General features: G+C 67.6%; 10 protein-coding genes. 3 read left to right on the top strand and 7 right to left on the bottom strand.

The window, feature by feature from the left end:
• Window positions 1-100: 100 nt before the first annotated feature.
• The 5 genes from ABZ195_RS15730 to ABZ195_RS15710 form a co-directional block, all read right to left on the bottom strand.
• The gene (locus ABZ195_RS15730) at window positions 101-1,120 is read right to left on the bottom strand and encodes an aminotransferase class IV (protein WP_355219196.1); all 1,020 of its coding nucleotides are present in this window, start codon (window positions 1,118-1,120) and stop codon (window positions 101-103) included.
• 31 nt (window positions 1,121-1,151) lie between these two features.
• On the bottom strand, window positions 1,152-2,651 hold the full coding sequence (locus ABZ195_RS15725; protein WP_355219194.1) for an amino acid permease: 1,500 nt from the start codon (window positions 2,649-2,651) through the stop codon (window positions 1,152-1,154).
• Between the two features lie 88 nt (window positions 2,652-2,739).
• On the bottom strand, window positions 2,740-3,684 hold the full coding sequence (locus ABZ195_RS15720; RefSeq protein ID WP_355219192.1) for a LysR family transcriptional regulator: 945 nt from the start codon (window positions 3,682-3,684) through the stop codon (window positions 2,740-2,742).
• Between the two features lie 245 nt (window positions 3,685-3,929).
• On the bottom strand, window positions 3,930-6,110 hold the full coding sequence (locus tag ABZ195_RS15715; protein WP_355219190.1) for an acyl-CoA dehydrogenase: 2,181 nt from the start codon (window positions 6,108-6,110) through the stop codon (window positions 3,930-3,932).
• A 116-nt stretch (window positions 6,111-6,226) separates the two neighbouring features.
• Window positions 6,227-7,345, bottom strand: a complete 1,119-nt coding sequence (locus ABZ195_RS15710; protein WP_355219188.1) for an alpha/beta hydrolase — start codon at window positions 7,343-7,345, stop codon at window positions 6,227-6,229.
• Window positions 7,346-7,433: 88 nt separating this feature from the next.
• On the opposite strand from ABZ195_RS15710, the gene ABZ195_RS15705 reads away from it, so the two are divergent.
• Window positions 7,434-8,006: a VOC family protein gene (locus ABZ195_RS15705; RefSeq protein ID WP_355219186.1), complete on the top strand. Its 573-nt coding sequence runs from the start codon at window positions 7,434-7,436 to the stop codon at window positions 8,004-8,006.
• On the opposite strand, the gene ABZ195_RS15700 is transcribed toward ABZ195_RS15705, so the two are convergent.
• Window positions 8,003-8,623, bottom strand: a complete 621-nt coding sequence (locus ABZ195_RS15700; protein ID WP_355219184.1) for a TetR/AcrR family transcriptional regulator — start codon at window positions 8,621-8,623, stop codon at window positions 8,003-8,005. The two genes, ABZ195_RS15705 and ABZ195_RS15700, sit on opposite strands and share 4 nt — an antisense overlap.
• 74 nt (window positions 8,624-8,697) lie before the next feature.
• Between ABZ195_RS15700 and ABZ195_RS15695 the strand changes: the two genes are divergently transcribed.
• Window positions 8,698-9,597 carry an oxygenase MpaB family protein gene (locus ABZ195_RS15695; RefSeq protein ID WP_355219182.1) on the top strand — a complete coding sequence of 300 codons (900 nt, stop codon included), beginning with the start codon at window positions 8,698-8,700 and terminating at the stop codon, window positions 9,595-9,597.
• A 27-nt stretch (window positions 9,598-9,624) separates the two neighbouring features.
• Window positions 9,625-10,539: a class I SAM-dependent methyltransferase gene (locus tag ABZ195_RS15690; RefSeq protein WP_355219180.1), complete on the top strand. Its 915-nt coding sequence runs from the start codon at window positions 9,625-9,627 to the stop codon at window positions 10,537-10,539.
• Here ABZ195_RS15690 and ABZ195_RS15685 read toward each other — a convergent pair.
• Window positions 10,536-11,438, bottom strand: coding sequence for an amidohydrolase family protein (locus tag ABZ195_RS15685; protein WP_355219178.1), 903 nt, complete (start codon window positions 11,436-11,438; stop codon window positions 10,536-10,538). The two genes, ABZ195_RS15690 and ABZ195_RS15685, sit on opposite strands and share 4 nt — an antisense overlap.
• Window positions 11,439-11,456: the final 18 nt, after the last annotated feature.

The raw sequence follows: 11,456 nt of genomic DNA, 5'->3' as shown, positions 1-11,456 counted from the left end.
GAACCCACGTCCCTACGTGTGGACCAAGACCGCCGATCAAATCCTCGCCAGCATCGGCAACTACTGCCAACGAATTAACGACTCAGAACACTAGCCCCGCCTAGTACTGGATGGCCTCGATCAGCGGGCCCGGCTCATCCATCAAGGCCCAGAACCGATCTCGGATCGCTACGGTCATCGGGCCTGGCTCGCCGTTGCCGATAGCCTCGCCGTCGAGCGAGTTGATCGGGGTGACTCCACCGGCAGTGGTGACGGCCATGATCTCGTCGGCGTCGTACAACTCCTGGCTGGTGACGTCCCGCAGGGTGGCGTCGACGCCCATCTGGTCGGCGAGCTCGAAGACGGTCTTGCGGGTGATGCCCGGCAGCGCGTTGCGCGACGGCGAGGCCAGCTTGCCGTCCTTGACGATGCAGACGTTGAAGCCGGGTCCTTCGGCGACGCAGTTGTCGGAGTCCAGCAGGATCGCCGTCCGCGCGCCGCGGTCCTTGGCCTCGAAGCTGGCTGCGGTCAGGTCACCCCACTGGTAGTTCTTGATGGTCGGGTCGACGGTGTTGCGGCCCGCGCGGCGGACATGGCGCGGCACGATCGCCGTCGTGCCGAAGATCTGCTCGGCGGGCGGGAACGCCCAGAGGTAGGGAATGGCGTAGATGTAGACCTGATGGGTCAGTTTGGTGAGGTCCTTCTCGCCCTTCTTCTTGCCGTAGCCCCGGGTGATCGACAGGTTGACGAAGGACTCCCGCAGCTGCGACATCGAGACGCACTTCTTGGTGATCTCGGCCAGCTGGTCCTTGCTCATGCCGGCGTCCAGGCGGAGCTTGCCGGCACCGTCCAACAGGCGGTCCAGATGGTCATCGAGCCGGAAGATGTTGCCGTGCCACACGTGCGCGACGGTGTACGTCACGTCCGAGTGTCCGAAGCCGGTGTCGAAGATCGAGATCTTGGCCTCTTCGGCGGGCATGTACTCGCCCTCGATCCAGGCGACGCCGCCGGCGAAGGGGCTGGTGGTGTCGAGTTCGTAGTCGCTGTACTGGATGACCGACCCGGGTGGGGTGTCCTCACGGATGGCGCCGGGCTCGACGGCGACGAGGTTGCTGGTCAGGCTGGTGGTGGTAACGGTCATGATTCTGAGATCCCTTGTCGAGTAATGGTTTTCAGGAGATGTGAGTCTTGGCGAAATCGGGTCCGGCTTCACCAGTGGCCAGCCGCTTGCGGAGTCCGGTGACGGCCCAGATCGCGGTGATCACCACCAGACCGAGGAAGACATACCCGTTGCCCGCGAACTGCGGCAGGAAGATCAGGGCGGCGCACACCAGCGTGAAGGCGATCGCTGCGACGATGGCCACCGGCACGCGTGCCTTGCCGAGGTTGAACGTCCCCGGCTCGGGTGCCGGGATCGTGCCGCGACGGGTGGCGATCATCACCGCGACCGTCTGCAGGAGGTACATCGCGCAGACCGCCAGCGACGACAGGCCGAGGATGAGGAAGAACGCCTTCTCACTGACCAGTGCCGACAGCAGCAGGATCGTCGAGAACCCGAAGATGCCGAGGACGGCGTAGGTGGGCGTGCGGTTCGTCGGGGACACGTGCCGCCAGATGTGGGAGAACGGCAGCATGTTGTCGCGGGCCATCGAGTAGGTCAGCCGGGTGGCGACGAGGATGTTGGCCAGGATGCAGGCCAGCACATTGGTCAGGGCCACCGCGACGACGATCTTGCTGATCACCGGGCCGGCCTGCTGGGTGATGATCTCCTCGATGGGAGCGGCGGAGGCGGCCTCGACGGCGGAGGCGTCCTTGATCGCCAGGACGTAGACGACGTACATGCCGAACTCGATGATGATCGACGCGGTCAGGGCGTAGAACATGGTGCGCGGAATCACCTTGCGGGCGTTGACCGTTTCCTCGGCGATGTCGGCGCTTGCCTCGACGCCGATCAGGCCGAAGAACGGACCGAGCGACGCGGCCAGCCACGCGAGGACGTAGGGCGTGCTGCCGTCGGACGTGCCGCCCGTGAAGAGCACCGAGATGGACTGGTGGTTGTCCGGCGACGAGAACGCGACGATCGCGACGAGAATCGTTGCGCCGACCGTGATCACGAATTCCAGGCTGACGCCGATGTTGTTGACCATCGTCGCGAAGCGCACGCCATAGAGGTTGATCAGCATGCAGACGGCCATCACGCCGATCGCGACGAGGATTTGCGCGGTCTGGCTCATGTTCCAGCCGAACAGGCTGCCGAGGTAGCCCGACAGGATGAAGCCGACGCCGGTCATGCCGCAGATCCAGCCGGCCAGCGCCAGCACGCCGGTGAACAGTGCCATCGTCGAGCCGACCAGGCGACTGGTCCATTGGTACGAATAGCCGGCCAGCGGGATCTTGGCCGTCAGGTCGGCGGCGATCAGCGTCCAGATGACGAACACCGCGGCGGCGAGCAGCAGCGTCCACACGAACGGACCGCCCGCCGTGAAGTAGCCCGCGCCGAAGCCGGTGAACACCGCCGTCGTCGCGCTGATCGTGGCGAAGCCAATCGCGAAGGACGCCAGTCTCCCGACCGAGCGGTCGAGTTTCTGGGTATAGCCGAACTCCGCGAGCTTGGCGTCCTCGTCGCGTAGCGGCGACTCTGAATGAGTGGATGAAGCCAGGGCATCGGTCATGATCGCTCCAGGTCAGGTCTGTCGAATTGCGCCTAGAGACAGGAAAGCCCTCCGGACCGGCCGGCGGAAGTTCGATGTTTTGATCTGCTCATAGATTTTGGTTATCAGCGATCTCGTCGACCGGAGCCTCGCCGAGGTTCCAATGGGCGCGCACGTGCCTGACCAGCGCGTCCGCCTGTGGCGACAGCGCCCCCGGCTGCCATGCCAGGGCGGTGTAACTCGGCGGCCGATCGGTGATCGGCACGTAGACGATGCCCGGCCGGTCGTAGAACCGTGACACCGACGACGACGTGAAGCTGATTCCCAAGCCGCGCGCGATTGACGTCGTCTCCGCCTCGTAGGTCGCGGCGACCGCGGCGATGGTCGGCGGCCGGTTGCCCCGGACGTCCATGGCCAGCCAGTAGTCGCGCCAGGTCCCGGCGGTCAGGGGGGCACACACGATCGGGTCGTCGAGCAGCTCGGTGATCGAGACCTCGGTGCGCTCGGCGAGTCGATGGTCGCGCGGCATGCAGACCACCCACGACTCGGAGTCGAGCATGAGCATGCGGTGCTCGGGCAGATCCACCGGAGGTCGGATGATGGCGACCTCGGTGCCGCCGTCGCCGAGGCCGGCGGTGGGATCGGCGAAGTCGTACTCGATGGGCTCGACCGTGACCTCCGGATAGGCGGCCTCGAAGTGGCGCACCACCCGGAACAACAGGTCGGCGCCGGTGCCGATGAGATATCCGAGGCGCAGCAAGCCCTTTCGCGTCCCCGACAGAGTGACGAGATTCTCGACGACCGCGTCGACGCCGGAGATCGCCTGCTGTACCTGAGGCAACCACGCCGCACCCAGATCGGTCAGGGACACCTCGCGGGTGTTGCGGGTGAACAACACCACGCCGAAGTGCTGCTCGATCTGCTTGATCGCCGTCGACAGCGCGGGCTGGGTGATGAACAGCCTCGCGGCGGCGCGCCGGTAGTTGAGTTCCTCGCCGAGCACGGCGAAGTAGCGCAACTGACGAAGCGTGACGGCCGACCGGGGGTCGCTCACGGGCACCTCCTGCCAGCCGACGTTCCAGGGATTCAACCACCCGGGCCCACTCCTGGCCCGAACGGGGACCCGCGCCGGGCGATCCCGTCAGTCGTCGAGCAGGTCGCAGAGTCCGCGAGATCCAGGTGAACGACGCAGAGACCCCGATCCCGCGCTCACTCAGACCGCCGAGGCGCGACCGGACCACGAACGCCGACGGCGCCGAACCGGATGGGTTCGACGCCGTCGGGTGTGATTAGTGATTCCTACGGATCGCGCGGCAGGCCGAGCAGGCGTTCGGCGATGATGTTGAGCTGCACCTCCGAGGTGCCGCCGTAGATCGTGGTGGCGCGGCCGGCGAGCAGGTACTCCGCCCACTTGCCGGACAGCTCGCCCTCGTCGCCGATCGCCGCGTCGGTGCCGAACGACGACACCCCGAACTCGGCGTAGCCCTGGCCGGTCTTCATCGACAGCAGCTTGCTGATCGCGGCCGCGGGCATCGGATCCCCGCCGGCCAGCGTCAACAAGGTCGACCGCATGTTGAGCAGCTTGGCGGCATGGCCCTCGGCGATCAGCTTGCCCGCTACGTTCTGCTCGATCTGGTCGAACTGTCCGTCGCGGACGAACTCCACGAACTGCTCGAGGCTGGCGAGGAACGGCGGCTCGCTGCTGCCGATCGACACACGCTCGTTGGTCAGGGTGTTGCGGCTGACCTCCCAGCCGCGGTCGACCTCGCCGAGCACCATCTCGTCGGGCACGAACACGTCGTCGATGAACACCGTGTTGAACATCGCGTTGCCGGTGAGCTCACGCAGCGGCTTGACCTCCACGCCCTCGGCCTTCATGTCGAGCAGGAAGTAGGTGATGCCCTGATGCTTCGGCGCCGACGGGTTGGTCCGGGCGAGCAGCGCACCCCACTGCGAGTACTGCGCACCGGTGGTCCAGATCTTCTGGCCGGTGATGCGCCAGCCGCCGTCGACCTTGGTGGCCTTGGTGGTCAAGCTGGCGAGGTCGGATCCGGCGCCGGGCTCGGAGAAGAGCTGGCACCAGATCATCTCGCCGCGGAACGTCGGCGGCAGGAAGCGCTGCTGCTGGGTGTCGGTGCCGTAGGCCACGATCGACGGGATGATCCAGGCGGCGATGCCCATCTGCGGCCGCTTCACGCGACCGGTGGAGAACTCCTGGGCGATGATGATCTGCTCGATCGGCGCGGCCGCCCGGCCCCACGGCTTGGGCAGGTGTGGGGACACCCAACCGCCCTCGGCGATCGCAGTGACGCGCTCCTCGCTCGGAAGTGCCTTCAGCGCAGCGACTTCCGCGCGGATCTCCTCGCGAAGCTTCTCGGTGTCGGGGTCGAGGTCGATGTTGATCGGGCGCATCCCGGTGTCCGTGGCGACGTCCACCACCTGCTGCGGGTAGTCCGCGGCCCGTCCGAAGCACGCGGCGAGCACGATGGCGCGCCGGTAGTAGACGTTGGTGTCGTGCTCCCAGGTGAAGCCGATGCCGCCGTGCACCTGAATGCAGTCCTGAGCGGTGTGCTGCGCGGCAACGGGCGCCAGCGTGCCCGCCACCGCGGCGGCGAACTCGTAATTGCTCTCCTGCGGGTCCTCGTCCAGTGCGCGGGCGGCGTCCCAGACGGCCGCCGTCGCACGTTCGGTCTCGGCGATCATGTTGGCGCACTTGTGCTTGATGGCCTGGAACTGACCGATCGGACGGCCGAACTGCTCGCGGATCTTGGCGTACTCCGACGCGGTGTCGGTGGCCCAGCGCGCGACGCCGATGCATTCGGCCGACAACAGCGTCGACATCAGGGCACGCGCGCGGATGCGGCCCAGGTTGGCCAGCACGCGATCGTCGGCGACCTCGACGGCGTTGGCGCGCACGTGGGCGAGGGGTCGCAGCGGGTCGACGCTCTTGACCGCTTCGATCTCGACCTGGTCGGCGTCGAGGACGATCCACTGCTCGTCGCCGTCGATGGACACCGGCAGCACCAGCAGCGAGGCCTGGGCCGCGGCGGGCACGGCACGCACCTCTCCGCGGATGACGAGGCCGCCGCCCTGGCGGGTCGCGGTCAGCCCGGAGTCGATGGCGTAGGCGGCGATGACCTCACCGGAGGCGAGGCCCTCGAGAAGCTTGTCGCCGGGATCGTTGGCGGCGATCAGAGCGCTGGCGATCGCCGAGGGGACGAACGGACCGGGTACTGCGCCGTAGCCGAATTCGGCCAGCACGATGGCGAGTTCGAGGAGCCCGAAGCCTTGACCGCCGACGTCCTCGGAGAGGTGCAGACCCTGCAGACCCTGCTCGGCGGCGGCCTTCCAGTAGGTCGGCGGATTGGCGATGGGTGTCTCGAGGGCTTCGTGCAGCACGTCCGACGGTGCCACCCGCTTCACCAAATCCCGGACGGAATCGGCGAGGTCGTCGTGCTCGGAAAGGATCGCGATCGGCATGCGGTGCTCCTTGATCAACCGGTGGGTTGGGTTCGAGCGTACCTGGGACTCATACGCGTTTTGCGGCGACCTCGTTTACCAGGTTCATCAAGTGTTCCCCGTCACGTCGTCGACCGCTACCGCCAGCGCTTCGCGATCCACTTCGCGATCGTGTCGGCCTGCTCGCTGCGGGCCCCCGGCGTGGTGAAGTAGTGGTCGGTGTCCATCGAGCACAGGGTCTTGTCGGTGCTCGCCAACGCGTCGTGGATGCGCCGTGCGTCGGACGGGAAGACTCCGGTGTCCTGCTCGGCGTTGATGACGAGCGCGGGACAGTCGATGCGCGCCAGGTGCGGTTCGGCGCTGGTTTGGGCGGTTCGCAGGCTCCACATGCCGAGCCAGTTGCGCAGCGTGCACGCCGCGGCGATGCCGTGGGCCGATCGGTTCGCCTTGGCCGGCACGCCTGCGTAGCAGGTGTTGGCTTGTCGCTTGGTCGGTTCGATCGTCGGGTCGACCATCCGGGGGTCGGCCCAGGTGCGCAGGACGGTGAAGGGCCGGTCCGAGAAGCCAGCATTCCGAACGCGTTCGAGCTCGTCGCACACCCAGTCGGTGATCGCGTGGTTGCGGGCGGACTGAGCGGCGCGGTAGCGCCGTAGGAACTCGGCCGAGAACGGCGGCCCGTTGCGGTGGTCGAAGAGGTACAGGCTGGCGTCGGTCGCGACGGGGTCGTTCTCGTCGACCACGGAGCCATCCATCCACGCCGTCAGCACCTCGGGCCGGCCGGGGTGAGCCGCGCTGGCGACGTAGCCGTCGGCGGGGGGAAGCTCGCCGAGTCCGGCGGCGGGCCGCATGCCCTCCAGGGGTGTCACGTGCGGGTCGACGGCCTGGGACTGATAAGCCGCCATCAACGACCCGCCGCCCGAATTACCAAGCAGCACGATGGTTTCCAGATGCTGCACTTCGCGGAGCCATCGGATGCCGACCCCCACGTCGACGAGGGCGTGGTCCAGTAGGAAGCTGCTCTCGTTGCCGCGGAAGCGGGTATTCCACCCCAGGAAGCCGATGCCTCGGGTGGCCATGTAGTCGGCGAGGTAGTGCTCGGAGAAGTCGACCTGGTAGTGCGTGGCGATCATCCCGATCTTCGGCTTTCGGCCGACGCCGCGGTGGTACACGCCCTGGCACGGGTGCCCTCCGGAGCCGGCGCGGCGGGCGGTGGGGGAGTCCAGGGCCACGAATTCGCGTAGCACTCCAGGTGTCATGGTGACGACCTCTCTGGCTCAACCGCTCATTCGACGATTTGGCTGATGTTAGATTCAGATTCGTGCGTTGACCAGACGGAGTAGAGCCATGATCAAGCCCCGGAATCACAACTCCGAATTCGAACTCGGCGGCATCAACCACGTCGCCCTCGTGTGTGCCGACATGGCCAAGACCGTCGACTTCTACTCGGGTGTGCTGGGCATGCCGCTGGTGAAGTCGCTCGACCTTCCCGGTGGCATGGGCCAGCACTTCTTCTTCGATGCGGGCAACGGTGACTGCGTCGCGTTCTTCTGGTTCGCCGCCGCCCCGGACGGCGTGCCGGGCATCTCGGCGCCCGCGTCGATCCCGGGCATTGGCGAGATCGTCAGTGCCGTCGGATCGCTGAACCACCTGGCCTTCCACGTGCCAGCCGAGAAGTTCGACGAATATCGGCGGCGGCTCAAGGAGAAGGGCGTGCGGGTGGGGCCGGTGCTCAACCACGACGAGAGCCCGGCTCAGGTCTCCTCGACGCTGCATCCGGGGGTCTACGTGCGGTCGTTCTACTTCCAGGATCCCGACGGCATCACCCTCGAATTCGCCTGTTGGACCAAGGAATTCACCTCCAGCGACACCGTAACCACGCCCAGGACGGCCGCCGACCGGCTGCCGGTCGGCGGTTAACGCCGGTCCCACTCGCGGGCGGTGAGTCCGTCGAGCAGGCGGGTGAGGTGACCCACCAGTTGTGACTGGCTCAGCGCCACCTCGCCCGAGACCCACGCGCTGATCGTCTGGGTCACGCCGCCGACGATGAAGTGGGCGGCGGCCTTGGTCCAGTCGTCGTCCGGCAGGGCGTAGGCGCTCGTCGCATGCTCGCCGGACAGGATCGCGAACAGGCCGCCGGCCTCGGAGCGCTTGCGTGCCAGCACGGCGTTGGTCAACCGGGGGTTGAACAGAACGCGGCCCACGCGGGTGTCGGCGGCGACCGCGGTGACCAGATTGGCGATGCCGGCCCGGTTCTGCTCCTCGGGCGGCGCGGCGGCCACCGCCGCCTGGGTGGTGGCCGCGATGTCGGCCACCACCTGGTCGAAGACCGCGGCCACCAACGCGTCCTTGTCGGTGAAGCTCTCGTAGAAGTACCGGGCGGTGATCCCGGCCTCGGCGCAGACGGCGCGCACGGTGAGATCCGGCGGACTGTCGGAGCCACCGAGGAGTCGTAGGCCCGCGTCGAGTAGGCGGCGCCTGCGCTCGGCGACCCGGTCGCGTGCCTGCACGCCGCGGTAGGGCCGCACGTCTGCCATGCCTCGATCTTGACACCCGGCGGCCCGCGGAGCAATATCTGGAAACATTCGTTGTCAGATATGGAGGCGGGCCGATGACGGTTGGCAACAGTCACGTCGAGCGGCCGATCAGCGCGCCCGCTGCATCCTCGGCCCGCCGCCGACCGTCCCGCAGGCGCGGCCCGACGATCGACGACGGTCTGCTGGGGGTGGGTCTGCTGCTCGGGCCGGCGAACGTGATCATGCAGCTGGCCAGGCCAGGGGTTGGCTACGGCGTACTGGAGAGCCGCGTCGAGAGCGGCCGCGTCGACCTGCACCCCGTCAAGAGGGCCAGGACCACCTTCACCTACCTGGCGGTCGCCGGCCGGGGCAGCGACGAACAGAAGGCCGCCTTCCGTCGCGCGGTGAACAGGGCCCATGCGCAGGTCTACTCCACCGACGAGAGCCCGGTGGCCTACAACGCCTTCGACAAGGACCTTCAGATGTGGGTCGCCGCCTGCCTGTACAAGGGCGCCGTCGACTCCTATCGCACCTTCGTCGGCGAGATGGACGACGAGACCGCCGACCAGCACTACGCCGAGGGCAGCACGCTCGGCACGACGCTTCAGGTACCCCTCGAGATGTGGCCGCCCGACCGCGCCGCCTTCGACGCCTATTGGAACGAACAGCTCGCCAAGGTGCACATCGACGACACGGTGCGTGCGTACCTGTACCCGATCGCCGCGAGCCGGATCCGCGGGGTACGCCTTCCGGGACCCGTGGCGCGCCTCAACGAGAACCTGGCCCTGCTCATCACGACGGGCTTTCTCCCACAACGCTTTCGAGATGAAATGCAGTTACCGTGGGACGCTCGTCGGCAGCGCCGCTTCGACCGGCTGATGTCGCTGCTGCGAGCCGCCACTCACCTGTCACCACGCGCCGTTCGGCAGTTTCCGTTCAACGTCCTGCTCAAGGATCTGGACTGGCGGATCAGAACCGGGCGCCCGTTGGTCTAGTCGGGATGCGGGCGTATCGTCGGCTGAGTGCGACCCGGAGGCGACGGACGAGACACGTGGGACATCACCACCAGCGTCGGCTCGACGGCCCTGTTCGTCGCTGCCGCAAGGGCATTGGAGGCTCAGCGTCCCGAACCGCTGGTGCGCGATCCCTACGCCGAGGTCTTCTGCCGGGCGGCCGGTGGCGAATGGTCGGACATGATGGACGGCCGGGCGACTGGCAGCCACGGCATGCAACTGCTCGAGGGTGACTTCGGCGCGCACTTCGTGTCGTTCCAAGCCGCGCGGACGAAGTACTTCGACGCCTACTTCGCCGACGCCGTCGCCGCCGGGGTGCGACAGGTGGTGGTCGTGGCGGCCGGTCTCGACTCGCGCGCCTACCGCCTACCCTGGCCCGACGGCACGGTGATCTTCGAACTCGACCAGCCCAAGGTCCTGGAATTCAAGCGCGAGGTCATGGCCCGGTCGGGCGACGCACCTCGGGCCGACCGGCGCGAGGTCGCCGTGGATCTGCGTGACGACTGGCCACGGGCCTTGGCCGTCGACGGCTTCGATCCGACGGCCCCTACGGCGTGGATCGCCGAAGGCCTGCTCATCTACCTTCCCGCGACCGCGCAGGAGCAATTGTTCCTGGGCATCGACCGCCTGTCGGCGCCCGGCAGCCGGGTCTCCGTCGAGGAGGGCAGGCCCATGCCCCGGCAGGTGTTCGAGGCCAAGCAGCAGCAGGAGCGCGACGCCGGTCAGGCCGGCACCTTCTTCACCCTGATCTACAACGAGCAGATCGCACCCGCCGCCGAGTGGTTCGGTGCCAGGGGGTGGCAGGCCACGCCGACGCCCCTGGCTCGCTACCTGGCCTCGGTCGGACGACCCATCCCGGCCGACGATCCGGAGGCGGGACCGATGGCCGACGCCAACAGCCTGGTCTCCGCGGTGAAGGACTAATTGGGCAGGTGCAGGGCGGCAGTGCCCAACCCGAACAGCTCGGCGGCGTTGTCGTGGAACACGCCGCGCAACCAGTCGTCGTTCACGCCGGGCACTTCGGTCAGCACCCGCATGGCCTCCAGGTAGCCGTAGGGGATGTTGGGGAAGTCGCTGCCGAACAGGATGCGGTCACCGAGCGCCAGCAGCCGCGGACGCTCCGAGGGTGGAAACGGATGGTCCTCCTCGACGAACGCCGTGAAGGCCATCGTCGTGTCGAGCCGGACCTCGCGGTACGTCTCGGCGAGGTCGAGGAATTCGCCATACTCCGGCATCCCCAGGTGCGCCACGACGAGCCGCAGTCGGGGGTGCCGGGTCAGCACCGCCCGAATCGGGTCGGGCCCGGTGTGCGCGCCGGGTCGTGGTCCGGAACCGCAGTGGATGACGACGGGGGTGCCCGCCTCGGCGACGACGCCCCAGACGGGGTCGAGAAGCGGGTCGGTCGGGTCGTACCCGCCGACTTGGACGTGGGCCTTGAACACCCGGGTACCACCCTCGATCGCGGCGGTGACGTAGTCGGTGGCGCCGGGTTCCGGGTAGAAGGTCGCGGTGGCCAGGCAGTCCGGTGTGGTGGCGGCGAACTGGGCCGCCCACTGGTTGAGCCACGCGGCCATGTCCGGCTTGTGCGGATAGATCAGCGACGTGAAGGCGCGCACCCCGAAGCCGCGTAGCGCCCGCAGTCGCTCGGCTTCGTCGGTGCGGTAGACGATGGGCCACGCGCGGCCGACCAGCGGCCCGGCGGCGTCGAAGTACTGCCACACCTTGTCCATCACGCGCTTGGGCATGAAGTGGGTGTGAACGTCCACGAGACCCGGCAACCCGAGCGCTTCCCAGATCGACCGCACGGCCGTCGACTCGTCCATCGTCCATAGGATGTCATC

Source organism: Mycobacterium sp. NPDC006124 (assembly GCF_040614235.1).
GTDB lineage: Bacteria > Actinomycetota > Actinomycetes > Mycobacteriales > Mycobacteriaceae > Mycobacterium.
The sequence above is the reverse complement of the archived record's forward strand: the minus strand, read 5'-3'. Positions and strand labels throughout refer to the sequence as shown.

Bases quoted from the DNA above. Each gene is read 5' to 3' on its own strand.
- ABZ195_RS15730 (WP_355219196.1), bottom strand. From the start codon at position 1,120: ATGACCGTTACCACCACCAGCCTGACCAGCAACCTCGTCGCCGTCGAG.
- ABZ195_RS15725 (WP_355219194.1), bottom strand. From the start codon at position 2,651: ATGACCGATGCCCTGGCTTCATCCACTCATTCAGAGTCGCCGCTACGC.
- ABZ195_RS15715 (WP_355219190.1), bottom strand. From the start codon at position 6,110: ATGCCGATCGCGATCCTTTCCGAGCACGACGACCTCGCCGATTCCGTC.
- ABZ195_RS15710 (WP_355219188.1), bottom strand. From the start codon at position 7,345: ATGACACCTGGAGTGCTACGCGAATTCGTGGCCCTGGACTCCCCCACC.
- ABZ195_RS15705 (WP_355219186.1), top strand. From the start codon at position 7,434: ATGATCAAGCCCCGGAATCACAACTCCGAATTCGAACTCGGCGGCATC.
- ABZ195_RS15700 (WP_355219184.1), bottom strand. From the start codon at position 8,623: ATGGCAGACGTGCGGCCCTACCGCGGCGTGCAGGCACGCGACCGGGTC.
- ABZ195_RS15695 (WP_355219182.1), top strand. From the start codon at position 8,698: ATGACGGTTGGCAACAGTCACGTCGAGCGGCCGATCAGCGCGCCCGCT.
- ABZ195_RS15685 (WP_355219178.1), bottom strand. From the start codon at position 11,438: ATGGACGAGTCGACGGCCGTGCGGTCGATCTGGGAAGCGCTCGGGTTG.